The 23226-nt window shown below is 63.8% G+C and carries 23 protein-coding genes; 9 read left to right on the forward strand and 14 right to left on the reverse strand.

Annotated elements, in window-relative coordinates; translation table 11 throughout:
- Window positions 1-169 precede the first annotated feature (169 nt).
- The gene (locus AC3WK8_RS22355; protein ID WP_022642101.1) at window positions 170-1066 is read left to right on the forward strand and encodes a PA4780 family RIO1-like protein kinase; all 897 of its coding nucleotides are present in this window, start codon (window positions 170-172) and stop codon (window positions 1064-1066) included.
- Between the two features lie 186 nt (window positions 1067-1252).
- Here the strand turns inward: AC3WK8_RS22355 and cueR are convergent, their stop codons facing one another.
- The 3 genes from cueR to AC3WK8_RS22370 all read right to left on the reverse strand — a co-directional run bounded on the left by cueR (window position 1253) and on the right by AC3WK8_RS22370 (window position 4573).
- Window positions 1253-1657, reverse strand: coding sequence for a Cu(I)-responsive transcriptional regulator (gene cueR / locus AC3WK8_RS22360; RefSeq protein ID WP_103325847.1), 405 nt, complete (start codon window positions 1655-1657; stop codon window positions 1253-1255).
- The gene (locus AC3WK8_RS22365) at window positions 1654-4050 is read right to left on the reverse strand and encodes a heavy metal translocating P-type ATPase (protein ID WP_103325846.1); all 2397 of its coding nucleotides are present in this window, start codon (window positions 4048-4050) and stop codon (window positions 1654-1656) included. Before AC3WK8_RS22365 ends, cueR begins: the two co-directional genes overlap by 4 nt.
- 139 nt (window positions 4051-4189) lie before the next feature.
- Window positions 4190-4573 carry a hypothetical protein gene (locus AC3WK8_RS22370; protein WP_022642103.1) on the reverse strand — a complete coding sequence of 128 codons (384 nt, stop codon included), beginning with the start codon at window positions 4571-4573 and terminating at the stop codon, window positions 4190-4192.
- A gap of 146 nt (window positions 4574-4719) precedes the next feature.
- Here AC3WK8_RS22370 and AC3WK8_RS22375 point away from each other — a divergent pair, with 146 nt between their 5' ends.
- Window positions 4720-4917: a heavy-metal-associated domain-containing protein gene (locus AC3WK8_RS22375; RefSeq protein ID WP_022642104.1), complete on the forward strand. Its 198-nt coding sequence runs from the start codon at window positions 4720-4722 to the stop codon at window positions 4915-4917.
- A gap of 92 nt (window positions 4918-5009) precedes the next feature.
- Window positions 5010-6203 (forward strand): Bcr/CflA family multidrug efflux MFS transporter, encoded by a 1194-nt coding sequence (locus AC3WK8_RS22380; protein WP_085595309.1) that lies wholly within the window; start codon window positions 5010-5012, stop codon window positions 6201-6203.
- Window position 6204: 1 nt separating this feature from the next.
- Here the strand turns inward: AC3WK8_RS22380 and AC3WK8_RS22385 are convergent, their stop codons facing one another.
- The 3 genes from AC3WK8_RS22385 to AC3WK8_RS22395 all read right to left on the reverse strand — a co-directional run bounded on the left by AC3WK8_RS22385 (window position 6205) and on the right by AC3WK8_RS22395 (window position 7863).
- Window positions 6205-6381, reverse strand: coding sequence for a hypothetical protein (locus AC3WK8_RS22385; RefSeq protein WP_022642106.1), 177 nt, complete (start codon window positions 6379-6381; stop codon window positions 6205-6207).
- Window positions 6382-6525: 144 nt separating this feature from the next.
- Complete coding sequence (locus AC3WK8_RS22390; RefSeq protein WP_103325845.1) at window positions 6526-7539, reverse strand: zinc-binding alcohol dehydrogenase family protein; 1014 nt, start codon at window positions 7537-7539, stop codon at window positions 6526-6528.
- Between the two features lie 30 nt (window positions 7540-7569).
- On the reverse strand, window positions 7570-7863 hold the full coding sequence (locus AC3WK8_RS22395) for a putative quinol monooxygenase (RefSeq protein WP_085595304.1): 294 nt from the start codon (window positions 7861-7863) through the stop codon (window positions 7570-7572).
- A 117-nt stretch (window positions 7864-7980) separates the two neighbouring features.
- Between AC3WK8_RS22395 and vimR the strand changes: the two genes are divergently transcribed.
- Window positions 7981-8892, forward strand: a complete 912-nt coding sequence (gene vimR, locus AC3WK8_RS22400; protein ID WP_103325844.1) for a transcription regulator VimR — start codon at window positions 7981-7983, stop codon at window positions 8890-8892.
- 180 nt (window positions 8893-9072) lie between these two features.
- Entirely contained in the window at window positions 9073-10443 is a 1371-nt protein-coding gene (locus tag AC3WK8_RS22405; protein WP_103325843.1) for an MFS transporter, read from the forward strand.
- Between the two features lie 85 nt (window positions 10444-10528).
- Here AC3WK8_RS22405 and AC3WK8_RS22410 read toward each other — a convergent pair whose 3' ends face one another.
- Window positions 10529-11482 (reverse strand): adenosine deaminase, encoded by a 954-nt coding sequence (locus AC3WK8_RS22410; protein ID WP_053132184.1) that lies wholly within the window; start codon window positions 11480-11482, stop codon window positions 10529-10531.
- 285 nt (window positions 11483-11767) lie between these two features.
- Between AC3WK8_RS22410 and AC3WK8_RS22415 the strand changes: the two genes are divergently transcribed.
- The gene (locus tag AC3WK8_RS22415) at window positions 11768-12856 is read left to right on the forward strand and encodes a calcium:cation antiporter (RefSeq protein ID WP_085595298.1); all 1089 of its coding nucleotides are present in this window, start codon (window positions 11768-11770) and stop codon (window positions 12854-12856) included.
- Here the strand turns inward: AC3WK8_RS22415 and AC3WK8_RS22420 are convergent.
- The 4 genes from AC3WK8_RS22420 to AC3WK8_RS22435 all read right to left on the reverse strand — a co-directional run bounded on the left by AC3WK8_RS22420 (window position 12853) and on the right by AC3WK8_RS22435 (window position 16585).
- A complete protein-coding gene (locus AC3WK8_RS22420) occupies window positions 12853-13860 on the reverse strand; it encodes a formylglycine-generating enzyme family protein (protein WP_103325842.1) in 1008 nt (335 codons plus the stop codon). The two genes, AC3WK8_RS22415 and AC3WK8_RS22420, sit on opposite strands and share 4 nt — an antisense overlap.
- 112 nt (window positions 13861-13972) lie before the next feature.
- A complete protein-coding gene (locus AC3WK8_RS22425; protein WP_103325841.1) occupies window positions 13973-15331 on the reverse strand; it encodes an 8-oxoguanine deaminase in 1359 nt (452 codons plus the stop codon).
- A 194-nt stretch (window positions 15332-15525) separates the two neighbouring features.
- The gene (locus AC3WK8_RS22430; RefSeq protein WP_085595292.1) at window positions 15526-16209 is read right to left on the reverse strand and encodes an SDR family oxidoreductase; all 684 of its coding nucleotides are present in this window, start codon (window positions 16207-16209) and stop codon (window positions 15526-15528) included.
- Between the two features lie 25 nt (window positions 16210-16234).
- A complete protein-coding gene (locus AC3WK8_RS22435) occupies window positions 16235-16585 on the reverse strand; it encodes a MerR family transcriptional regulator (protein WP_022642118.1) in 351 nt (116 codons plus the stop codon).
- A gap of 84 nt (window positions 16586-16669) precedes the next feature.
- Between AC3WK8_RS22435 and AC3WK8_RS22440 the strand changes: the two genes are divergently transcribed.
- Window positions 16670-17107: a hypothetical protein gene (locus AC3WK8_RS22440; protein WP_085595768.1), complete on the forward strand. Its 438-nt coding sequence runs from the start codon at window positions 16670-16672 to the stop codon at window positions 17105-17107.
- A 356-nt stretch (window positions 17108-17463) separates the two neighbouring features.
- Here AC3WK8_RS22440 and AC3WK8_RS22445 read toward each other — a convergent pair whose 3' ends face one another.
- The 3 genes from AC3WK8_RS22445 to AC3WK8_RS22455 all read right to left on the reverse strand — a co-directional run bounded on the left by AC3WK8_RS22445 (window position 17464) and on the right by AC3WK8_RS22455 (window position 19735).
- Window positions 17464-18045 (reverse strand): IMPACT family protein, encoded by a 582-nt coding sequence (locus AC3WK8_RS22445; RefSeq protein ID WP_103325840.1) that lies wholly within the window; start codon window positions 18043-18045, stop codon window positions 17464-17466.
- Between the two features lie 5 nt (window positions 18046-18050).
- Window positions 18051-18719, reverse strand: coding sequence for a TetR/AcrR family transcriptional regulator (locus AC3WK8_RS22450; protein WP_085595288.1), 669 nt, complete (start codon window positions 18717-18719; stop codon window positions 18051-18053).
- A gap of 95 nt (window positions 18720-18814) precedes the next feature.
- Window positions 18815-19735 (reverse strand): LysR family transcriptional regulator, encoded by a 921-nt coding sequence (locus tag AC3WK8_RS22455; RefSeq protein ID WP_103325839.1) that lies wholly within the window; start codon window positions 19733-19735, stop codon window positions 18815-18817.
- A 125-nt stretch (window positions 19736-19860) separates the two neighbouring features.
- Between AC3WK8_RS22455 and aptA the strand changes: the two genes are divergently transcribed.
- Both aptA and AC3WK8_RS22465 read left to right on the forward strand, forming a co-directional pair.
- On the forward strand, window positions 19861-21210 hold the full coding sequence (aptA, locus tag AC3WK8_RS22460) for an omega-aminotransferase AptA (RefSeq protein ID WP_103325838.1): 1350 nt from the start codon (window positions 19861-19863) through the stop codon (window positions 21208-21210).
- A gap of 74 nt (window positions 21211-21284) precedes the next feature.
- The gene (locus AC3WK8_RS22465; protein WP_085595282.1) at window positions 21285-22778 is read left to right on the forward strand and encodes a CoA-acylating methylmalonate-semialdehyde dehydrogenase; all 1494 of its coding nucleotides are present in this window, start codon (window positions 21285-21287) and stop codon (window positions 22776-22778) included.
- Window positions 22779-23226: the final 448 nt, after the last annotated feature.

Below are 23226 nucleotides of genomic sequence, written 5' to 3' on the forward strand. Positions count from 1 at the left end.
TGTCGGGGGCGCCCGGCCAGCGTTGTCCCTTGGTGGACAAGGGCTGCAGCGGCATATTGCGAGCATTGCAGGGCAGGGGAGACCGGCAGCCCTTTCCCGTCGTGGGAGGATTGCCGTATAACGAGTGACTTTCGCGTGTTTGGTAACAAGGGAACCAGAATAAAAGCTGATGAAGACTCCAAAACGCATTGAGCCGCTGATCGAAGACGGTCTGGTAGATGAGGTGCTGCGTCCACTCATGAGTGGCAAAGAAGCAGCTGTGTATGTGGTGCGCTGCGGGAAGGAGATACGTTGCGCCAAGGTCTACAAGGAGGCCAACAAACGCAGTTTCCGCCAGGCGGCGGAGTATCAGGAGGGCCGCAAGGTCCGCAACAGCCGCCAGGCCCGGGCCATGGCCAAGGGCTCGAAGTTCGGGCGCAAGGAGGCCGAGGACGCTTGGCAGAACGCCGAGGTGGCCGCGTTGTTTCGCCTGGCCAATGCCGGGGTCCGGGTGCCCAAGCCGTTCGACTTCCTCGAAGGCGTGCTGCTCATGGAGCTGGTGGCCGACGAATACGGCGATGCCGCGCCGCGCCTGAACGATGTGGTGCTGGAGCCGGAGCAGGCGCGTGAGTATCACGCCTTCCTGATTTCCCAGATCGTGCTGATGCTGTGTACCGGCCTGGTGCACGGTGACCTGTCCGAGTTTAACGTGCTGCTGGGGCCGCAAGGGCCGGTGATCATCGACCTGCCCCAGGCGGTGGACGCGGCCGGTAACAACCATGCCTTCAGCATGCTCGAGCGCGATGTCGGCAACATGGCCGCCTACTTCGGGCGTTTCGCCCCGGAGCTCAAGCGCACCCGCTATGCCAAGGAAATGTGGGCCTTGTACGAGGCGGGCACCTTGCATCCGGGCAGCGTGCTGACCGGTGAGTTCGCCGACTCCCAGGAGCGGGCGGACGTGGGCAGCGTGATGCGCGAGATCGAAGCGGCGCGTTTCGACGAAGAGCGCCGCCGGGCTGCCCGTGCGGAGGACGAAAGACCGCCGGGCAAATCCGACGAGCCACCGCCTCCGCCCTGGATGCAGTGACCCATGAAAAATCCGGCCTCGGCCGGATTTTTCATTTCTGCAAGCTACCTGGCACTTCGACTCCCTGTAGCCGCTGTCGAGCCTGCGAGGCTGCGCCAAGGTCCGCGGGACCTTCAGGACTCTAACTTGCGAGCGCTGCGCGCCCGTGCGCAGCCTGCGGCAGCGGCTGCACCAAGCATGCCGCACTCAAGGCCCGCAGCAATTGCCGGAGGCCAGCTCCTTGAGGATCGGGCAGTCCGGGCGGTGGTCGCCGTGGCAGTGCTCCACCAAGTCCTGCAAGGTGTCGCGCAGGCCCGCCAGTTCGCGGATCTTCTGGTTCAGCTCGTCGATGTGCTGGCGTGCCAGGGCCTTCACGTCGGCGCTGGCTCGCTGGCGGTCCTGCCACAGGGTCAGCAGCTTGCCCACTTCTTCCAGGGAGAAGCCCAGGTCCCGGGAGCGCTTGATGAATGCCAGGCTGTGCAGGTCTTCGTTGCCGTACAGGCGATAGCCGCTGTCGCTGCGGTGGGCCGGCTTGAGCAGGCCGATGGACTCGTAGTAGCGGATCATCTTGGCGCTCAGGCCGCTCTTGCGCGCTGCTTGGCCGATGTTCATCCGGCATTCTCCAGGTCTTTGGGTTTCCAGGTTTTCAACAGTAGCGCATTGCTCACCACGCTGACGCTGGACAAGGCCATGGCGGCGCCGGCGAGCACCGGGTTGAGCAGGCCGAAGGCGGCCAGGGGAATGCCGATCAGGTTGTAGACGAAGGCCCAGAACAGGTTCTGGCGGATCTTGCCGTAGGTCTTGCGGCTGATCTCCAGGGCGGCCGGGATCAAGCGTGGCTCGCCGCGCATCAGGGTGATGCCGGCCGCGTGCATGGCCACGTCGGTACCGCCGCCCATGGCGATGCCGATGTCCGCGGCGGCCAGGGCCGGGGCGTCATTGATGCCGTCGCCGACCATGGCCACCACCCCGGTTTTCTTCAGTTCGGCCACGGTGGCGGCCTTGTCCGCGGGCAGCACTTCAGCATGGACGTCGGTGATGCCCAGGGCATCGGCTACCACCTTGGCGCTGCCACGGTTGTCACCGGTCAGCAGGTGGCTGCTGATGTGCCGCGCGCGCAGTTGCTGCACCGCCTGCAGGGCGCCGGGCTTGAGCGTGTCGCCGAAGGCGAACAGGCCCAGTACCCGGGATTGCGGGCTTTGCTCGATCAGCCAGGACAGGGTCCGGCCTTCGTGTTCCCAGTCCTTGGCGGCCTGGGCCAGGTCGCCCGGGTTCAGGCCGCTTTCTTCCAGCAGGCGACGGTTGCCCAGGGCCAGTTGCCGGCCCTGGAGGGTGCCGGCGATGCCGCGGCCGGTCAGGGACTGGCTGGCACTGACATCGGCGACCGCCAGCTGGCGCTCCTGGCACAGGTCCAGCACGGCTTTGGCCAATGGGTGTTCGCTGCCGCGCTGCAAGGCGCCGGCCAGTTGCAGGAGGCTGTCGTCATTGCCATCCACGGCTTGCATATGGGCGATGCGCGGGGTGCCCGAGGTGAGGGTGCCGGTCTTGTCGAACACCACCGAGCTGACCTCATGGGCCCGTTCCAGGGCTTCGGCGTCCTTGATCAGGATGCCGTGGCGCGCGGCGACGCCGGTACCGGCCATGATCGCGGTGGGGGTGGCCAGGCCCAGGGCACAGGGACAGGCGATCACCAGTACGGCCACGGCGTTGATCAGGGCGGTTTCCAGGGATGCGCCGGACAACCACCAGCCCACCAGGGTGATCAGCGCCAGCACCAGCACGGTGGGCACGAACACCTGGCTGACCTTGTCCACCAGTTTCTGGATCGGCGCCTTGCCGGCCTGGGCGTCTTCCACCAGGCGGATGATCCTTGCCAGCACGGTTTCCGCGCCCAGGGCCTGGGTGCGTACCAGCAGTCGGCCTTCGCCGTTGATGGCGCCGCCGGTGACCTTGTCGCCGGGCTGCTTGGGCACCGGCAGGCTTTCACCGCTGATCAGGGCTTCATCGGCATGGCTCTGGCCTTCGACGACCTCGCCGTCCACCGCGAAGCGCTCGCCGGGCTTGACCAGTACCAGGTCGCCCAGGCGCAGGGCGCTGATGGCCACTTCCTGTTCGCGGCCGTCGATCACCTGGATCGCCCGCTCCGGCCGCAGGGCCTCCAGGGCGCGGATGGCGCTGGCGGTCTGGCGCTTGGCGCGACTTTCCAGGTACTTGCCCAGCAGCACCAGGGCGATGACCACCGCCGAGGCTTCGAAGTACAGATGCGGCATGCTGCCTGGCGCGGCCGTGGCCCACTCATAAAGGCTCAGGCCGTAGCCGGCACTGGTGCCCAGGGCCACCAGCAGGTCCATGTTGCCGCTGCCGGCGCGCACGGCTTTCCAGGCCGCCACGTAGAAGCGCGCACCGAAGATGAATTGCACGGGTGTGGCCAGGACGAACTGGGCCCAGGCCGGGAGCATCCAGTGCAGGCCCAAGGGTTCCACCAGCATTGGCACCACCAATGGCAGGGCCAGCAGGATGGCCAGTGCCAGGCTCCAGCGCTCGCGCCGCAGTTGGTGTTGGGGATCGGCGTCATGGCGTTGCTCGGCCTGCCACAGGCTGGCGCGATAGCCCGCCTTGGTCACGGCCTCGATCAACTGCGCCGGATCGACCTGGCCCAACAGCTCCAGGTGGGCACGCTCGGTGGCCAGGTTGACGCTGGCGCTGCGCACTCCCGCCACCTTGCTCAAGGCGCGCTCGACGCGGCCGGCGCAGGTGGCGCAGGTCATGCCGCCGATGCTCAGTTCCAGGCTCTGCACAGGCACGCTGTAGCCCGCGTTTTCCACGGCGGCCAGCAAGGCTGGCAGGCTGCCTCCCGGTGCCTCGACCCGGGCCTGTTCCGTGGCCAGGTTGACGCTCACCGCAGCGGCGCCTGCGACCTTGCCCAGGGCGCGCTCCACGCGTCCGGCGCAACTGGCGCAGGTCATGCCGGCGATCGGCAGGTTGAAGGTGATTGAATCGGACATGGGGACCACTCCCTGTAGACGGTTGGCTACAGGATCAACCTTGCCACGCAGGCAAGGTCAAGGGGCATTGCGCGGGTGCTTCATTTTGTCCCAGGGACAAAATGCACCGGCCCGGCGTCGAGGGACGCCGGGCAACCGGTCAGTAGCCCAGGGAGGCGGGCTTGAGATACATGCCGGAGGGACTGGTGGCGATGCGGTACTTGAGCACTTCGCCAGCCCTGAGGCTGACCTCCTGGGCGTTGGGGGCCAGCATGCCGGCGTTGCAGCCTGGCGCTTGGCCCGGTAGCAGCTTCAGGCTCAGCGCCACCTTGCCTGCGGGCAGGTTGAAGGACGTACTCTGTTCCTGGAACAGCCGGCCGGCCAGCTGGTCCTGGATGTACAGGCCGATTTCACAGGAGGTGGCGACTTCCAGCCGCTCCCTGGAAATGATCAGTACGCCGTAATCCTCGCCGGCGGCCAGGGCCGGTGGCACTGCGGCGAACAGGCCCAGCAGGCCGACGAGGCTGAAAGTTGACCAGCGCATGGCTGAATCTCCCGCTTTGATGACATAAGGAGTGAAGCTTGGCCGAGCGCGGCGTCGATTTCCAGCCCGGCAGGTTGCGCTGGAACTTGACCTTGCCATGGTGGCAAGGACAAGACTCTGCCCAACTTCAACACAGGAGAAGCGCAATGCAAGTATTCAACGTTCAAGGCATGTCCTGCGGCCACTGCGTGCGAGCCATCACCCAGGCCTTGCAGAGCAAGGATCCGGCAGCCACCGTGCGGGTGGACCTGGCGGCCAAGGAAGTGGGGGTCGAGAGCCGGCTGTCCAACGATGAAGTGATCAGCCTGATCAGCGAAGAAGGCTATGCGGTGCAGGTTGCCTGATCGATCTGATCGTTAGCGACCTACCGGAATGTTCAAGGCGTCCAAGCACGGATAAACTATCGGGCCGCTGACCCGACGCTCGTTTGGATGCCATGAACCTACGCATTATCTTGATTCTCGGCGCCCTGAGCGCATTCGGCCCCTTGGCCATCGACTTTTACCTGCCAGCCTTCCCGGCGATGGCCCAGGCTTTCGCCACCGATGAAAAACACGTCCAGCTGACCCTGGCCTCCTACTTCCTGGGGTTGTCCATCGGGCAACTGCTCTATGGGCCATTGGCCGATCGCTTCGGCCGCCGACCGCCGCTGCTGGCCGGGGTTGGATTGTTCACCTTGGCGTCGGTGGCGTGCGCCTATGCGCCGAGCCTGGAATGGCTGATCGGTGCGCGCTTCGTCCAGGCCCTGGGCGGTTGCGCCGGGATGGTGATCTCCCGTGCGGTGGTCAGCGATAAATGCGATGCGGTGGGTTCGGCCAAGGTGTTCTCGCAACTGATGCTGGTGATGGGCCTGGCGCCGATCCTGGCCCCCATGCTCGGTGGGCTGCTGGTCAATCTGCATGGCTGGCAGTCGATCTTCATCATGCTCACGCTGTTCAGTGCCCTGTCCGGGCTGGCGGTGGCCCTGGGCTTGCCGGAAAGCATGCCGGCCGAGCAAGCGCGCCTGCCGTTGTCCGGGGCGCTGCACCAGTACGGCTTGCTGCTCAAGGACCGGGTGTACCTGGGGCATGCGCTGACCGGCGGGATCGCCATTGCCGGGATGTTCTCCTATATCGCCGGCTCGCCCTTCGTTCTCATCAAGCTCTATGGGGTGCCAGCGGAGCATTTCGGCTGGTTCTTCGGGATCAACGCCGGCGGTTTCATCCTGGTGGCCCAGGTCAACGCGCGGCTGTTGGCCAAGCGCGGGCCGGCCTTCCTGCTGGCCCGTACCGTGTGGATCTACCTGGCTGCGGGGCTGGCCCTGCTGGGCATCAGTACCTTGCATACCGCGGCGCTGTGGCCGCTGCTGGTACCGCTGTTCGTATGCATCGCCAGCCTGGGATGCATCATCCCCAACGCCGCGGCCTGCGCCATGAATGGCCAGGGCGCACGGGCTGGCAGCGCCTCGGCGCTGCTGGGGTGCCTGCAGTTCAGTGTGGCCGCGGGCGCGGCCTACCTGGTGGGCGTGCTGCACGACGGCAGCGCCACGCCCATGGCGATGGTCATCTGCCTGTGCGGCGTGCTGGCGGTGAGCATGGCGGTCATGACCCGGCGCTTGCAGAATGCCCGGGCACTGCAGGCCGCCCGCTGAGTCAACCGGCGGCGCGTTGTGGCTGGGGAATCGTATGCGGGGCTTGCAGCCGGCCCTGCAGGGTCTGGGTGAAGGCCCGGGCCTCGGCCTCGCTGCGGAATGTCACGGCGTGCTGGTCCAGGCGTACTTGCCATTGGGAGCCTTGAGGGGTTGCCAATTCTTTTATCAGGATCTTCATTGCTGACCTCCTAACGGTAAAAGACTGCACTGCAAGGGAGCCCCAGTGTAGACCTGAACAAGGTCAAAACCATGACCGGAATCAACTCTCTGACTGACGGCCGACACCACGCCGCTAGCGTGGTATTGGCCGCCTGGCGTCGTCTCAGAAACCTTCCAGGACGATCTTGCCCTTGGCCTTGCCGCTCTCCAGCAGGGCGTGGGCGCGGCGCAGGTTGGCGGCGTCGATCCGGCCGAAGTGCTCGCCGACCGTGGTCTTGAGGGTGCCGGCGTCGATCAGCTCGGCGACCCGCGTCAGGATCACGTGTTGCTGTTGCATGTCGGGAGTCTCGAACAGCGAGCGGGTGTACATGAATTCCCAGTGCAGCGACAGGCTCTTGCGCTTGAGCTTGGTCACGTCGAAGCTTTGCGGATCGTCGATCAACCCCAGCTTGCCCTGGGGCGCCAGGGCTTCGACCAGTTGGCCCAGGTGAGTGTCGGTCTGGGTCAGGCTGGCCACGTGGGTCACCTGCTCGATGCCGATGCGCTTGAGCTCGGCGCTCAGTGGCTGGCTGTGATCCACCACTGCATGAGCGCCCAGCTCGCGCACCCAGGCCTGGGTCTGCTCGCGCGAGGCGGTGCCGATCACCTTGAGCCCGGTCAGTTGCCGCGCCAGTTGAGTGAGGATCGAACCGACGCCACCAGCGGCGCCGACGATCAACAAGCTCTGGTTTTTGTTCTGCGGGTCCTGGCTGACCTGCAAGCGATCGAACAGCAGTTCCCAGGCGGTGACCGCCGTCAGCGGCAGGGCGGCGGCTTCGGCAAAGCCCAGGCTCTTGGGCATGTGGCCGACGATGCGCTCATCCACCACGTGCACTTCGCTGTTGGCCCCGGCGCGGGCTATGGAGCCGGCGTAGAACACCTGGTCGCCAGCCTTGAACAGGCTGACCTCGCTGCCCACGGCCTTGACCACCCCGGCTACGTCCCACCCCAGGACTTTGGCGGCCCCGCCTTCCGGCTGAACGTTGCGGCGCACCTTGGTATCCACCGGGTTGACCGAGATGGCCTTGACTTCCACCAGCAGGTCGCGAGGGCCGGGGGTAGGCTCCGGCAGTTCGATATCTTGCAGGGCGCGAGGATCGTCGATCGGCAGCGATTGGTAATAGGCGATGGCTTTCATGATGGGTTCCTTTAAAGAGATTGAAGAGGGTCAGGCGATCAGTTGCAGGCGCTTGAGTTCGAAGTGTTCGAGGGCATCGCGGGTGTGTTCCAGGAAGGCCTGGAAATGTGCGGTGCCGTTGTGCAGGTCCAGGGCCGCCTGGTTATCCCAGCGCTCCAGGACGTAGAAGGTGCCCGGCTGCTCGGCATCCTGGTGCAGTTGGTAATACTGGCAACCGACTTCGGCGCGGCTGGGCGCCACCAGGGTACTGAGTTCGCGTTGCAACACGTGTTGCTGGCCTGGCCGGGCGACCAGGGTGGCAATGGCGGTGAAGGGATCGGACATCGGGGTATTCCTCGGCGGAATTGGACGATGGAGAGATGATTGGCTATTTCTTCACCGGGTAAAACCGGCTAAAAGAGCAGTCTCTTTCAATATTTTTTTGATAATCCGAGGCTGGCCGTGTTGCGATTCGATGACTTGCAGTTGTTCGTGCGTGCCGCCGACCTGGGCAGCCTGTCGGCGGCGGCCCGGGTCATGGACCTTTCGCCGGCGGTGGCCAGCGCCGCCCTCAAGCGCATCGAGCACCACCTCGGCGCACGCCTGCTGGCTCGTTCCACCCGCAGTCTGCGCCTGACCGCCGAGGGCGAGGGGTTTCTCGAGTACGCCCGCGCCGCCTTGGGCAACCTGGATGACGGCCGGCGCCTGCTGGCCAGCGGGCAGGACCAGGTCAGCGGCGTGTTGCAGCTTTCCGCTCCCTCGGACTTTGGGCGCAACCTGCTGCTGCCCTGGCTCGACGAGTTCCAGCGCGAGCATCCCAAGCTCAGCGTGCGCCTGTTGCTGGGGGACAGGATCGCCGACCTGTTCCGCCAGCCGGTGGACATCGCCCTGCGCTACGGTGAACCGGAGGACTCGAGCCTGGTGGCCCTGCCGGTAGCCCCGGACAACCGCCGGGTGCTGTGCGCCGCTCCCGGCTACCTGGCGCGCCATGGCGAGCCACGCCAGCTGGAGCAACTGGCCCAGCACAACTGCCTGTTGTACATGCTCGACAGCCGGGCCCACGATCTCTGGAGCTTTCATGACGGCAAGCGCGAGGTGAGCCACAGCGTCGGTGGCGACCGCCTGAGCGACGATGCCGATGTGGTCCGGCGCTGGGCCCTGGCCGGGGCCGGGATCGTCTACAAGTCCTGGCTGGATGTGGCCGCCGATGTGCTGGAGGGGCGCCTGCAAGTGCTGCTGCCGGAGCTGACCTGCGAGCGGGCGTCGCTGAACCTGCTCTGCACCCACCGGGCGCACCTGAGCAAACCGGTGAAGCTGTTGCGCGATCTGTTGCAAAGACGCTGCGCCGAGATCAGCGCTCGCCGCCCGGCATGAGCTTCCTGTGGCGTAGCCCCGCCACGACATAGCACTCCCAGGACATGCTCCGCGTCGACCGCCTGCGGGCGTTGCGACCCTGGACGTCGCTGGTGGACGTGGACAGGTCGCCCTCGGCAATCAGCCCCGGTCTCGATCCCGCACACTCCGACGGTCAAGCATTCGAGTGGGGGGCGGGGCATGGGCATACAGGGATACAGCGCTGCGGAGCGCCTGGAGCGGTTACCCATCAGCGGCTATCACCGGCTGATCTTCATCATCATCGCCTTGGCGTTCTTCTTCGACTCCATGGACCTGGCGATGATGACCTTCCTCCTGGGCTCGATCAAAGCCGAGTTCGGCTTGAGTTCGGCCCAGGCCGGCCTGCTGGCCAGCTCCAGCTTCTTCGGCATGGTGCTGGGGGCATCGCTATCGGGAATGCTCGCCGACCGTTTCGGTCGCAAGCCGGTGTTCCAGTGGAGCATCGTGCTCTGGGGCGTGGCCAGCTACCTGTGCTCCACGGCCCAGGACGTGGACAGCCTGACCCTGTTCCGGGTGCTGCTGGGAATCGGCATGGGCATGGAGTTTCCCATCGCCCAGTCGATGCTCTCGGAGATGATCCCGGCGCAACGACGCGGGCGCTACATCGCCTTGATGGATGGTTTCTGGCCCCTGGGTTTCGTCGCCGCCGGGGTGCTGTCGTACTTCCTGCTGCCGTTGATTGGCTGGCGCGACATCTTCCTGGTATTGGCGATCCCGGCGCTGTTCGTGCTGGCGATCCGCTTCTTCATCCCCGAGTCGCCGCGCTGGCTGGAGCAGGCCGGGCGCCATGCCGATGCCGATCGGGTGCTGCAAGGCATCGAGGACAAGGTGCGGGCATCCCTGGGCACCAGCCAGTTGCCCGAGCCCGTGCGCCTGCCGCGCATGGACAGCGCGCCTGGGCAGTTTTTCTCTGCGTTGCGCCAGATCTGGTCGCCGCAGTATCGCCAGCGCACGGTGATGATCTGGAGCCTGTGGTTCTTCGCCCTGCTGGGGTTCTATGGCCTGACCTCCTGGCTCAGCGCGTTGCTCCAGCAGTCCGGTTTCGCGGTGACCCAGTCGGTGTACTACACGGTGCTGATTTCCCTGGGCGGGATCCCGGGGTTCCTCATGGCCGCCTGGCTGGTGGAGCGCTGGGGACGCAAGCCGGTGTGCATCGTCACCTTGCTCGGTGGCGGGATTATGGCCTTCTTCTACGGGCAGAGCGCGGTGTTCGGCGGCAATGCGAGCCTGCTGATCGGCACCGGGTTGCTGATGCAGTTCTTCCTGTTCGGCATGTGGGCGGTGCTCTACACCTACACCCCGGAGCTGTATCCGACCTCGGCCCGGGCCACGGGCTCGGGGTTCGCTTCGGCGGTTGGCCGCATCGGTTCGTTGCTGGGGCCCTTGGTGACGGGGCTGGTGTTGCCGGTCGCCGGGCAGGGGGGCGTGTTCGCCCTGGGGGCGGCGTGCTTCGTGGTCGCGGCGGCGATGGTCTGGCGCTTCGGGATGGAGACCCGGGGCCGGACCCTGGAGGAATTGAGCGAAGTGTAGAGGGCAGTTCCGTGGCCCCAGGCGCCCTTGCAAGAGGGCGCCTGGGGAAGGTGCCGGCTGTGGCAGCGACTCCGGCAGGCTGGCCTTACGGCTTGACCAGGCGGGCGTCCAGGCTGTTCTGGGCCAGGCGCTGGGCTTGTTCCCGGGTCATGCCCAGGTCGGTGTACAAGGCATGGAAGTTCTCGGTGACGTAGCCGCCGAAGTAGGCCGGGTCATCGGAATTGACCGTCACCTTCACGCCGCGCTCGAGCATTTCCAGGATGTTGTGTTGGGACATGTGATCGAACACGCAGAGCTTGGTATTGGACAGCGGGCAGACGGTCAGCGGAATCTGCTCGTCGATGATCCGCTGCATCAGCCGCTCGTCTTCGAAGGCCCGGACGCCATGATCGATGCGCTGGATCTTGAGCAGGTCCAGGGCTTCCCAGATGTACTCCGGCGGGCCTTCTTCGCCAGCGTGGGCCACGGTCAGGAAACCCTCGGCGCGGGCCCGGTCGAACACCCGCTGGAACTTGCTCGGCGGATGCCCCATCTCGGAGCTGTCCAGGCCCACGGCGACGAAGGCTTCGCGAAACGGCAGGGCCTGGTCGAGAGTCTTCTGCGCTTCTTCTTCGCTCAGGTGGCGCAGGAAGCTGAGGATCAGGCCACTGGTGATGCCCAGTTGCTGCTCGCCATCCTTCAGGGCACTGGCGATGCCATTGAGCACCACTTCGAAAGGCACGCCACGGTCGGTATGGGTCTGAGGGTCGAAGAAGGGTTCGGTGTGGATCACGTTCTGCTCTTTGCAGCGCAGCAGGTAGGCCCAGGTCAGGTCGTAGAAGTCCTGGGAGGTGCGCAGCACGTCGGCGCCCTGGTAGTACAGGTCGAGGAACTCTTGCAGGTTGTTGAAGGCGTAGGCCTTGCGCAGGGTCTCGACGTCGCTCCAGGGCAGGGCGATCTTGTTGCGCTCGGCCAGGGCGAACAGCAGCTCGGGCTCCAGGGAACCTTCCAGGTGCAGGTGCAGTTCAGCCTTGGGCAAGGCGTTCAGCCAGTCATACATGGTGTTGTCTCATCAGGTGCGGGGGACTGCGAGGAGGGGCGACACCTGGGCTTCCCCTTCTCTGGGGGCTGGCCGACGGTTGCGCTCCTCGCCGGTTTTCACCGGGTCCGAAAAAGCCGCCATTCTACAGCGGGCGCGACGAATGTCCGGTAAAACCTGACCGAGGGGGCGTGCGACCCGGCCCCTGGAAGTCGATTCTTCTAAGATGTAACGAAACATTAGTGACTCGATGCAGTCTCCAGGTCATCTCCTGTGTCCGTTTTTCCATTCCGTCAAAGGACTGCAATGCTCACTTCCCTCAAGCAAGAAAAGCTCCTGCTGCTTGCGCTACTGGCTGCGTTGGCCGCCTATCCCCTGGAACACCTCTTGCTCAACAGCGGCCAGGGCATCGCCCTGCTCGCCGGGCTGGTGCTCATCGGCTTCATCGTAGTGGCTTCGATGCGAGTGGCACATCACGCCGAACTGCTGGCGGAAAAGGTCGGCGACCCCTACGGCACCATGATCCTGACCCTGGCTGCGGTGCTGGTGGAGGTGGTGATCCTGGCGATCATGATGAGCAACGAGGCTTCGCCGACCCTGGTGCGCGACACCATCTATTCGGCGGTGATGCTGGATATCAACGGCATCCTCGGCCTGGCCGCGCTGATGGGCGGCATCAAGCATGGCGAGCAGCCCTACAACGACGATTCGGCGCGGACCTACAGCGTGATGATCCTCACCGCCATGGGCGTGTCGATGGTGGTGCCGGAGTTCATTCCCGAAAGCGACTGGAAGGTCTACTCGGCCTTCACCATCGGCGCGATGGTGGTGCTCTACACCCTGTTCCTGCGCATGCAGGTCGGGCCACACAGCTACTTCTTCAGCTACAGCTATCCGGAAAAACGCCGCCATAAAGAGGCGCAGGCACAGCCCGCTACCGTCAACCTGGCCTGGAGCATCGGCATCCTGGTGTTTGGCGTGGTGGTGATCGGCGCCCTGGCCGAGGTGATGTCCAAGACCCTGGACCTGGGCCTGGAAGGCACCGGCGCACCACCGGTGATCACGGCGATCCTGGTGGCGGCGATTTCCGCTGCACCGGAGATCCTCACCGCGTTGCGCGCAGCCCTGGCCAACCGCATGCAGTCGGTGGTCAACGTGGCCCTGGGGGCGTCCTTGTCGACGGTGATCCTGACGGTGCCGGTGATGGAGGCCATGGCCCTGTACACCGGCCAACCGTTCCAGATGGCCATGACGCCGGTGCAGACGGTGATGGTGTTCATCACCCTGATCGTCAGCGCGATCAACCTCAACGATGGCGAAACCAACGCCATCGAAGGCATGACTCACTTCGTGCTGTTCGCCACCTTCATCATGCTCTCGCTGCTCGGGCTTTAAAGCGGCTGTGCCGACTGGATGGCGCAGCGAAAGCTGACACCGGGGGCATTCCAGGCCGCGAGTGCCCCCCAACGCCAGCGACGCACGGTGCTGGCCGAAGGCGAGAAGGTCGGGTCGTTGGCAAACTCGTTGTTCGCTCCACGTTGCGCCCGATAAATGCCGGTTTGCGGCCCCTGCGGGTTCTCCACGGGAGACTCGCGATAGTAGTGTTTATCGTACCAATCGTTGACCCATTCGCTGGCATTGCCGGTGAGGTTGTAGAGGCCCAGGGGTTTGGGCACGAACCGATCCACGGCGAAGGTCTGGTTGTCGTCGGGCGCCGGAAAGTTACGACCGTAGTCCAGGTTGCCGTTGTCGGTGGCGAACATCACCGGCTGGCCACGGTTGCGCGCTGCATATTCCCATTGGGCCTCGGTCGGAAGATCGACCGGATAACCACTGAGTTCTGCTAGCCAGCTGCAGTAATCCTTGGCTTCTTGCCAGTCTCGAGACGCCGGGGCGGGCAGGTTCTCTTGGTAGAGGTGCTGCATGTCGGCGCGGTTACGCAGGGCCGCGTCGAATGGCGGCTTGCCTTGCGCGAGGAAGAACAGATCGAAATCGCCCAGGGTGGTTTGCAGCGAGGACAGGTAATAGCTGCTCAGTTTGACGGGGTGAACGAAATCATCATCGATGTCTAGGCTGATCCGCTCCATTTTCGCCGGGTCTACGCCGCAGGGCCATTGGCACAGGGCCTGTGGGTCGAAGCCAGGGGGCCAACCGAAATCGCCCATCTGGAATTCGCCACCTTCAATCAACACCATGTTGTCCAGCGAGCGGACGACCGTGCTCAGCACGGCGGCGCGGTTTTGCGGGGAGAGGTCCGGGTACTTGCGGTTGATGGTGGAAGCTATTTCGGCAACCTTTGCAGGTGGCAGTACTTTGCTGGCGGGACCTGCAACTTCCTGTTTACCACAGCCTGAAATCAGCAGCGCGACGCAAAGCGCCAGTCCGTGCTTGTGTCTCACGTAATGTCCCTGTGACAGCTATTTTGAGGACGCAAAACTACCATGTTTCACCAGGCTGATCCGGTTTGGAACGCAGGCGAGGGATGTGCTCCCTCGCCGCAGGAGGCATGGGTCAGGTATTGGCGATCAGTTGCCGGGCCGCCTGGCTGTGATCGGCGATCAGGCCTTTGAGGTCCAACCCTTCGACTTGGCCATCGAGTACCCGCCACTTGCCGCCAATCATCACCCGGTCCGCCCGATCCGCACCGCACAACAACAGTGCCGAAACCGGATCGTGGCTACCCGAGAAGCGCAGTTCATCGAGCTTGAACAAGGCCAGGTCTGCCTGTTTGCCCACCGCCAGTTCACCGATGTCGGTGCGGCCCAGCAGGCTTGCCGAGCCTTGGGTCGCCCAGCCCAGTACACGCTCCGGGGTGATTTTCTCGGCGCCGTAGCGCAAGCGCTGGATATACAGCGCCTGGCGCGCTTCGAGGATCATGTTCGAGGCGTCATTGGACGCCGAACCGTCCACGCCCAGGCCGAACAGCGCCCCCGCGTCGGTCAGCTCGATACTGGGGCAGATGCCGGACGCCAGGCGCATGTTCGAACTCGGGCAATGGCAGATGCCGGTGCCGGCCTGCCCGAGGCGGGCGATTTCATCCGGGTTGAAGTGGATGCCGTGGGCCAGCCAGGTTCGCGGGCCGAGCCAGCCGACGCTGTCCAGGTAGTCCACGGTGCGCAGGCCGAAGCGCTGCAGGCAGAAGTCTTCTTCGTCGAGGGTCTCGGCCAGGTGAGTGTGCAGGCGCACGTCCAGGGCCTCGGCCATTTCGGCGCTGGCGGCCATGATCTGCGGGGTCACCGAGAACGGCGAGCAGGGTGCCAGGGCGATCTGGATCTGCGCGCCGTCACCACGCTCGTGGTACTGCTGAATCAGTCGTTGGCTGTCGTCGAGAATCACCTGGCCCTCCTGCACGGTCTGTTGCGGCGGCAGGCCACCGTCCTTTTCGCCAAGGCTCATCGAACCGCGGGTGAGCATGGCGCGCATGCCCAGTTCACGCACGGCTTCGACTTGCACGTCGATGGCGTTTTCCAGGCCGTCGGGGAACAGGTAGTGATGGTCGGCGGCGGTGGTGCAGCCGGAGAGCAGTAGTTCGGCCAGCGCCACCTTGGTGGCCAGGGCGAGTTTTTCCGGGGTCAGGCGGGCCCAGACCGGGTACAGGGTCTTGAGCCAGGGGAACAGCGGCTGGTTGACCACCGGGGCCCAGGCCCGTGTCAGGGTCTGGTAGAAGTGATGGTGAGTGTTGACCAGGCCCGGCAGCAGCACATGTTCGCGGGCATCGAAGACTTCCTGGCAGGGGCTTGCGGGCTGTTGGCCGAGGCCGAGGATCTCGAGGATCAGGCCGTCTTGCAGCACCAGGCCGCCGCGTGCGTCCAGGGCGTTGCCGGTGAAAATGGCCAGGGGATTTTTTAACCAGGTACGGGTCGCAGGCATGGTGGCCGGCTCCTCTGAAAGTGGGTTCAGGTTAGCCAGCTCAGTGTTGCCCTGTCTGCTGATCCAGGGTCGCCGTGGGGCGAGTGGCGCAGTCTAGCGAAAGTTTTGCCGGGGGACAAAACCGCTGTCCGGGGCCTGGTTCCAGAGCCTTTGCCGAAGGTGGCCGCAGGTTGTGGCGGCCACCTGTTCCGGGGTTACCAGGGAATGGTCTCGCCCTTGTAGTTGATGAAGTGGTGGCCGCCCTTGCCGGTGTAGGCATTGACCTGGGCGATCAGGCCGCGAGTGCTGGTCAGCACGTCGATGTCGGCGCCTTCGCCGCCCATGTCGGTCTTGACCCAGCCCGGGTGCAGCGAGAGCACGGTCAATGGTTGTTCGAGCAGGCTGACGAAGCTGTTGGTCATGGAGTTCAGGGCCGCCTTGCTGGCCTTGTACAGCGCCAGCTCGGGAGCGTCGGGCATGGTCACGCTGCCCAGTACCGAGCTCATGAACGCCAGGACCCCGGTATTGGGGCGGATCTGCCCGACGAAACGCTGGGCCAGGTTGATCGGCGCCACGGCGTTGGTGAAGAACAGCTGGCCGACCTCGGCCTGGGTGGCCTGGCCCGGCAGCTGGTTGTCCGGGCCCTTGACCCCGGCGTTGACGAACAGCAGGTCGAACACCTGGCCCTTGAGCTTCTGGCTCAGGGCGAGCACGGCGTGCTGGTCGTCCATGTCCAGTTGTTCGATCTGCACCTTGCCCAGGGCTTGCAGGGCCTGGGCCTTGTGCGGGTTGCGTACGGTGGCGGTGACCTGCCAGCCGTCTTCGAGCAGGCGCTGGACCAGGCCGAGGCCCAGACCCCGGGAGGCGCCGATGATCAGTGCGGTTTTTGTCGTGGACATAGTGAGGCTCCTTGATGAGTGAAAATCAGGGATTCAGTGGACAGGCTTGCCCGAGCCTTTGTTGCAGCTCGCGGCGCAGGAGGTCCAGTTCGTTGATGCGGGTTTCGATCAGCTCGAGCTTGTCTTGCAGCAATTGCGCAACGGCCTGGTCCGGCTTGGTGCTGCGCCACAGGGCGCCGACGCTGCTGCTGATTTCCCCGAGGCTGAAGCCCAGGCGTTGCGCAGTCTTGATGTAGAGCACCAGCTGGACCATGTCGGGAGGGTAGTCACGATAGCCGTTGGCGCTGCGCTTTGGGGCGATCAGCCCGCGCTGTTCATAGAAGCGCAGGGTATCGCGGCTGACGGCGCAGGCGCTGGCCAATTCTCCGATACGCATTAAGGGGGACTCGAAGGGGGTTGACCTTGGAGCATACTCCAGGCTTTAGCCTGCGCGCTCCTTGAATCCATGGAGCGATTGATGATGTGGACTAACGCGCAATACCGAAAATTGGTCCGGGCCAGCGGTTGGTACGACCTGTTGATGACCATGGCCTTTGTGACGCCCTGGAGCTTCCTGGCCTTGCATGGGCTGCTGGAGCAGTTGGCCCTGGCACTGAATCTGCCGGGGGACCTGCCGCCATTCGAGCCGATGCATATGCTATTGGCCAACTTGATGGGATCGATCGTCTGCGTGTGGTCGCTGTTGCGGATTCGCGATCCACAACCGGCATTCGGTCGTTATGACGCGCTGGGACGCTTCCTGTTCGCCACCTGGATGGCGTATGCCCTGGCCCAGGGAGGCACGATGCTGATCGGTGTGTTCCTGTTCTTCGAGCTGGCCTGGGGCGTGGCCCAGTGGTTACCGGTGCGCGCCGATAATCATGACGACGGGTTTGCGCCGGTACCTTCGCCGCAGTGAACCTGGGGCTGGACAAAAAGTGAGCAGCAGCGCCCAGGCCCTGTGCAACCTGCGGTACACGCAGCGTTGCACGGGTTATCCACAGCTTGCTCCACAGTATTTGTGTGCAAGCTCGAAACTTGGGCATAAAGCTGGCCGGCTTATCTTCCAAGCGCGATAAACCGAGCTAACTGGCTGTTTTGTGGTGCAAAAAATCCACGACGGAAGCTTTTGGACGAAAAATGATCAATGTCGGCTAAGCCACGTTGCAAAAGGGCTACAGCGCTATTTGCTCAGGTTATCCACAGTCGGGTGCACAGTAGATGTGGGCAATTGCCGTGGCCTGGCGCGGTTATGCACAGGCGCTAAGCCGGGGCTCAGCGTTGCAGCAGGATGCGTCCACGGCTCAGGTCGGACAATTGTTGCTGCAGGGTATCGATCTGTTCTTCGCCCAGGGCCAGTTGCAGTTCCACGCCGTTGGCAGTGAAGTCTTCCTGGACCAGCAGGCCGCCCAGATCGGCGACTCGCAGCTTGACCAGGGCCAGTTCGCTGAAGCTGCAAGCGCAGCGCAATGGCACCCGGTTGACCAGGGCGATGCGTTCGGCGCCTTGCAGGCATTTGTTGGCGCCGCCGCCATAGGCCCGGGCCAGGCCTCCAGTGCCCAGCTGGATACCGCCGTACCAGCGGATCACCAGGACCGCCACCTGGTCGCAGTCCTGGGCTTGGATGGCGGCCAGGATCGGTCGTCCGGCTGTGCCGCCGGGTTCGCCGTCGTCATTGCTGCGGTACTGGTCGGCCAGCTTCCAGGCCCAGCAGTTGTGCGAGGCGTTGGCGTCGCTGTAGGTCTGGATGAAGGCCTGGGCCTGGGCGGCACTAGTGATGGGTGCGGCGAAGGTGATGAAGCGGCTTTTACGAATTTCCTCGCGGTATTCGCAAAGGCCGGCCAGGGTAGAAGGCATGGGGTTCAGGCTTTTTCCACAGGTGACAGGCCGCAGCCCTTGAGAATGATGCGCAGCAGGTTGTTGGTAGCGGCTTCCATGTCTTGCTTGGTCAGGCGGCCGCGGCCGGTGACGCGGCAGATCTGGCTGGCGAAGTCGGCATAGTGCTGGGTGCTGCCCCACAGCAGGAAGATCAAGTGCATCGGGTCCACCGGGTCCATCTTGCCGGCGTCGATCCAGGCCTGGAACACGCTGGCCCGGCCCTGGAACCAGGTGCGGTAGTCCTGGCTGAAGTATTCGCTGAGGCATTCACCGCCGCTGATGATCTCCATGGCGAAGATGCGCGAGGCTTGTGGCTGGCGCCGGGAAAACTCCATCTTGGCGCGGATGTAGCGGGTCAGCGCCTCGGCCGGGTCGTCCGCGGCGGTGAGGCTGTTGAAGGTGCTGTCCCACTGCTCGAGGATGTTGCTCAGCACCGCGACGTACAACCCCAGCTTGTTGGTGAAGTAATAGTGCAGGTTGGCCTTGGGCAGCCCGGCGTTCTGCGCGATGGTGTTCATGCTGGTGCCTTTGAAGCCATGGCGGGCGAACTCGTCTTCGGCGGCCTGGATGATGGCTTGCTCGTTCTTCTGGCGGATGCGGCTGGCCGGTTTGCCTGGGTGGGCAGCACTGTGGGCAGGGACTTCAAGGTTCATGGAGGTTTCCGAGCGAGTCTGTGGGGGGACAGCCTATGCGTTGATAGCCTACCCGGCTTGAACAGACAAGCCTTGGCGCGACAAAAGCCAGCGGCTCATCGGGTGGCCGCCAGGCTTTCCAGGAAGCTTTCCAGGACCAGGTGCGGGCGCCGGCCCTTGCGGGTGACCGTCGACAGGTTCAGGTCGTAGAACCTGGACCTGGGCTTGAGTGCCCGCAGCCGGCCTTGCTGTACCCACAGGCTGGCGTAGTGATCCGGCAGGTAGCCGATGTAGCGCCCGGTGAGGATCAGGAAGGCCATGCCCTCGCGGTCCGAGGCGCTGGCGGTGCAGTTCAGCGCCTGGTAGCGGGCCTGGATCTCGGCCGGCAGGCGGAAGGTCGGGGCAATCGCCTCCTGGGCATTGAGGCGCTGGTCGTCCAGCTGCTTGTCATCCACATAGAACAGCGGGTGGCCGACGGCGCAGTACAAGAGCGAGCGTTCGTCGTACAAGGGTTGGTATTCCAGGCCGGACAGGGCGCTGGCCTGGGGCACCACGCCGACGTGCAGGCGACCGTCGAGTACCCCTTGCTCGACCTCGCTGGGGGCGATCATGCGGATCTGGATCTGCACGTCCGGGCCGCGTTCCTTCAATTGCGCCAGGGCATGGGTGATGCGCATATGGGGCAGGGTCACCAGGTTGTCGGTGAGGCCGATGATCAGCTCGCCGCGCAAATGGCGGTGCAAGCCGTTGACCTCGGTACGAAAGCTTTCCAGGGCGCTGAGCAGTTGCAGGGTCGACTGGTAGACCTCACGGCCTTCCTCGGTCAGGGAGAACCCGGCTCGCCCACGTTGGCACAGGCGCAGGCCGAGCCTTTGCTCCAGGTCGCTCATCTGCTGGCTGATGGCCGAGCGGCCGATGCCGAGGACCGTCTCGGCGGCGGAAAACCCGCCGCACTCCACCACGCTGCGAAAGATGCGCAAGAGGCGGATGTCGAAGTCGCTGACTTGCGCCAGTGGGCTGGCTCGATGAAGGCTCATAGTTTAGTAGGCGACTGACTGAAGGTTATTAAAGTTGGATTTCACCGACTTTATAGCCGTGGCAACTTAGCCGCAACAACGCTGCATCATTCCTACGCCGCTTCATTGCCTTGCGAGGTTTTGCCATGAACATGCCGGAAAACGCCCACCAGTCCCTGGCCAGTCAGCTCAAGCTCGACGCTCATTGGATGCCCTATACCGCCAATCGCAACTTCCAGCGCGATCCGCGCCTGATCGTTGGCGCCGAAGGCAGTTGGCTGGTGGATGACAAGGGGCGCAAGGTCTATGACTCGCTGTCCGGCCTGTGGACCTGTGGCGCCGGCCACTCACGCAAGGAAATTCAGGAAGCGGTGAGCAAGCAGTTGGGCACCCTGGATTACTCGCCGGGTTTCCAGTACGGCCACCCTCTGTCGTTCCAGCTGGCGGAGAGAATCACCGCCCTGACCCCGGGCAACCTGAACCATGTGTTCTTCACCGATTCCGGCTCCGAGTGTGCTGACACCGCGGTGAAGATGGTGCGGGCCTACTGGCGCCTTAAAGGCCAGCCGACCAAGACCAAGATGATCGGCCGGGCTCGTGGTTATCATGGCGTGAACATCGCCGGCACCAGCCTGGGCGGGGTCAATGGCAACCGTAAGCTGTTCGGCCAGGCCATGGCGGATGTCGACCACCTGCCGCATACCTTGCTGGCCAGCAACGCATTCTCCCGGGGCATGCCGGAGCAGGGCGGTATCGCCCTGGCCGAAGAGTTGCTGAAGTTGATCGAGTTGCATGACGCTTCCAACATCGCCGCGGTGTTCGTCGAGCCGTTGGCCGGCTCCGCTGGGGTACTGGTGCCGCCACAGGGCTACCTCAAGCGCCTGCGGGAAATCTGCGACCAGCACAGCATCCTGCTGGTGTTCGACGAGGTGATCACTGGCTTTGGGCGTACTGGCGCGATGTTCGGCGCCGACAGCTTCGGTGTGACGCCGGACCTGATGTGCGTGGCCAAGCAGGTCACCAACGGCGCGATCCCCATGGGCGCGGTAATCGCCAGTTCCGAGATCTACCAGACCTTCATGAACCAGGCGACTCCCGAGTACGCGGTGGAATTCCCCCACGGCTACACCTATTCGGCGCACCCGGTGGCCTGTGCGGCCGGCCTGGCGGCCCTGGACCTGCTGCAAAAGGAAAACCTGGTGCAGAGCGTGGCCGAGGTCGCGCCGCATTTCGAGAAAGCCTTGCACGGTATCAAGGGTGCGAAGAACGTGATCGACATCCGTAACTTCGGTCTGGCGGGGGCGATCCAGATCGCGCCTCGCGATGGCGATGCGATCGTGCGTCCGTTCGAGGCCGGCATGGCCCTGTGGAAAACCGGGTTCTATGTACGCTTCGGCGGCGACACCCTGCAGTTCGGCCCAACCTTCAACAGCAAGCCGCAGGACCTCGACCGTCTGTTCGACGCAGTTGGCGAAGTGCTGAACAAGCTCGACTGATCCGATCCTTCTTATATAGCAGCAGGCGCGAAGTGGTTCGCGCCTGTGCCTTTCCTCTTTCCAGGAGTTTGCGCATGAGCCTGATTTCCCACCTGATCCATGGTGAGTTGGTAAGTGATAGCGGTCGCAGCAGCGATGTCTTCAACCCGTCCACTGGCCAGGCGATCCATAAAGTGCCGTTGGCCAGTCGCGAGACCATCCAGCAGGCCATCGATTCCGCCAAGTCGGCATTCCCGGCCTGGCGCAATACACCGGCGGCCAAGCGTGCCCAGGTGATGTTCCGCTTCAAGCAATTGCTGGAGCAGAACGAAGCGCGTATCGCCCAGTTGATCAGCGAGGAACATGGCAAGACCCTGGAGGATGCCGTTGGTGAGTTGAAGCGTGGCATCGAGAACGTCGAGTACGCCTGTGCAGCGCCGGAAATCCTCAAGGGCGAGTTCAGCCGTAACGTCGGGCCAAACATCGATGCCTGGTCCGACTTCCAGCCGCTGGGGGTCGTGGCGGGTATCACGCCATTCAACTTCCCGGCCATGGTGCCGTTGTGGATGTACCCGCTGGCGATTGCCTGTGGCAACTGCTTCATCCTCAAGCCTTCCGAGCGTGATCCCAGCTCCACGCTGTTGATCGCCCAACTGCTGCATGAGGCCGGGCTGCCCAGGGGCGTGCTGAACGTGGTGCATGGCGACAAGACTGCGGTGGATGCGCTGATCGAGGCTCCGGAGGTCAAGGCCCTGAGTTTTGTCGGCTCGACGCCGATTGCCGAATACATCTATGCCGAAGGCACCAAGCGCGGCAAGCGCGTCCAGGCGCTGGGTGGAGCGAAGAACCATGCGGTGCTGATGCCGGATGCCGACCTGGATAATGCCGTCAGTGCATTGATGGGCGCGGCTTATGGTTCCTGCGGCGAGCGTTGCATGGCGATTTCGGTTGCGGTGTGTGTGGGAGACCAGGTGGCTGATGCCCTGGTGGCCAAGCTGGTGCCGCAGATCAAGGCGCTGAAGATCGGTGCCGGCACTTCCTGCGGCCTGGACATGGGGCCACTGGTCACCGCCCAGGCAAAGGACAAGGTCAGCGGTTATGTGGAAGACGGCGTGGCTGCCGGCGCACAGCTGGTGGTTGATGGCCGAGGCTTGAGTGTGGCGGGTCACGAGGAGGGCTTCTTCCTGGGTGGCTGCCTGTTCGATCGCGTGACTCCGCAGATGCGTATCTATAAAGAAGAGATCTTCGGGCCGGTGTTGTGCATCGTGCGGGTCAACAGCCTGGAAGAGGCCATGCAACTGATCAACGATCATGAGTATGGCAATGGCACGTGCATCTTTACCCGGGATGGTGAGGCGGCACGTTTGTTCTGCGACGAGATCGAAGTGGGCATGGTGGGGGTAAACGTACCGCTGCCGGTGCCAGTGGCCTACCACAGCTTTGGTGGCTGGAAGCGTTCGCTGTTCGGCGACTTGCATGCCTATGGTCCCGATGGTGTGCGTTTCTACACTCGCCGCAAGGCCATTACCCAGCGCTGGCCACAACGGGCTAGCCATGAGGCTTCGCAATTCGCTTTCCCTAGCCTTTAAGCAAGACGCTGTCCAAGGCCGGCCCGAGAGGGCCGGCCTTGGCATTTATGAGCTTTTTTGACCGATGTGACAGATTTATGAAAATAAGTGTTGACGGCAGATTCTACAGGTCTATAATTCGCCCCACTTCCGGCGCAGTCGAAACGAAAAACTCCTTGAAATTCAACGAGTTACGAAGATTTCGACAGCGGTCACGCTTCAGTCCATCGAAGCCCGAAAGGAGCTGATAAGGCAGCGAAGGTAGCCTTGTTAGCGTTTCGATCCTCTCGATCGAAAGCGGTTAAAAAGAGGTGTTGACAGCAGCGTGTAACGCTGTAGAATTCGCCTCCCGCTAACGAGAGATCGAAAGCGCAAGTGGTTGAAGTTACAAGGGAAACTTTGAAAACTTCTTAAAAAAATCACTTGACAGCAAGTGAGGCTGCTGTAGAATGCGCGCCTCGGTTGAGAC

The sequence above is a fragment of the Pseudomonas sp. FW507-12TSA genome, assembly GCF_058781435.1.

Coding starts and splice junctions, on each gene's coding strand:
- AC3WK8_RS22355 (WP_022642101.1), top strand. CDS start 170: ATGAAGACTCCAAAACGCATTGAGCCGCTGATCGAAGACGGTCTGGTA.
- AC3WK8_RS22390 (WP_103325845.1), bottom strand. CDS start 7,539: ATGAAAGCCATCGCCTATTACCAATCGCTGCCGATCGACGATCCTCGC.
- AC3WK8_RS22450 (WP_085595288.1), bottom strand. CDS start 18,719: ATGAACCTTGAAGTCCCTGCCCACAGTGCTGCCCACCCAGGCAAACCG.
- AC3WK8_RS22375 (WP_022642104.1), top strand. CDS start 4,720: ATGCAAGTATTCAACGTTCAAGGCATGTCCTGCGGCCACTGCGTGCGA.
- AC3WK8_RS22365 (WP_103325846.1), bottom strand. CDS start 4,050: ATGTCCGATTCAATCACCTTCAACCTGCCGATCGCCGGCATGACCTGC.
- cueR (WP_103325847.1), bottom strand. CDS start 1,657: ATGAACATCGGCCAAGCAGCGCGCAAGAGCGGCCTGAGCGCCAAGATG.
- AC3WK8_RS22415 (WP_085595298.1), top strand. CDS start 11,768: ATGCTCACTTCCCTCAAGCAAGAAAAGCTCCTGCTGCTTGCGCTACTG.
- AC3WK8_RS22435 (WP_022642118.1), bottom strand. CDS start 16,585: ATGCGTATCGGAGAATTGGCCAGCGCCTGCGCCGTCAGCCGCGATACC.
- AC3WK8_RS22370 (WP_022642103.1), bottom strand. CDS start 4,573: ATGCGCTGGTCAACTTTCAGCCTCGTCGGCCTGCTGGGCCTGTTCGCC.
- AC3WK8_RS22385 (WP_022642106.1), bottom strand. CDS start 6,381: ATGAAGATCCTGATAAAAGAATTGGCAACCCCTCAAGGCTCCCAATGG.
- AC3WK8_RS22380 (WP_085595309.1), top strand. CDS start 5,010: ATGAACCTACGCATTATCTTGATTCTCGGCGCCCTGAGCGCATTCGGC.
- AC3WK8_RS22425 (WP_103325841.1), bottom strand. CDS start 15,331: ATGCCTGCGACCCGTACCTGGTTAAAAAATCCCCTGGCCATTTTCACC.
- AC3WK8_RS22465 (WP_085595282.1), top strand. CDS start 21,285: ATGAGCCTGATTTCCCACCTGATCCATGGTGAGTTGGTAAGTGATAGC.
- aptA (WP_103325838.1), top strand. CDS start 19,861: ATGAACATGCCGGAAAACGCCCACCAGTCCCTGGCCAGTCAGCTCAAG.
- AC3WK8_RS22455 (WP_103325839.1), bottom strand. CDS start 19,735: ATGAGCCTTCATCGAGCCAGCCCACTGGCGCAAGTCAGCGACTTCGAC.
- AC3WK8_RS22430 (WP_085595292.1), bottom strand. CDS start 16,209: ATGTCCACGACAAAAACCGCACTGATCATCGGCGCCTCCCGGGGTCTG.
- AC3WK8_RS22445 (WP_103325840.1), bottom strand. CDS start 18,045: ATGCCTTCTACCCTGGCCGGCCTTTGCGAATACCGCGAGGAAATTCGT.
- AC3WK8_RS22395 (WP_085595304.1), bottom strand. CDS start 7,863: ATGTCCGATCCCTTCACCGCCATTGCCACCCTGGTCGCCCGGCCAGGC.
- AC3WK8_RS22410 (WP_053132184.1), bottom strand. CDS start 11,482: ATGTATGACTGGCTGAACGCCTTGCCCAAGGCTGAACTGCACCTGCAC.
- AC3WK8_RS22440 (WP_085595768.1), top strand. CDS start 16,670: ATGTGGACTAACGCGCAATACCGAAAATTGGTCCGGGCCAGCGGTTGG.
- AC3WK8_RS22405 (WP_103325843.1), top strand. CDS start 9,073: ATGGGCATACAGGGATACAGCGCTGCGGAGCGCCTGGAGCGGTTACCC.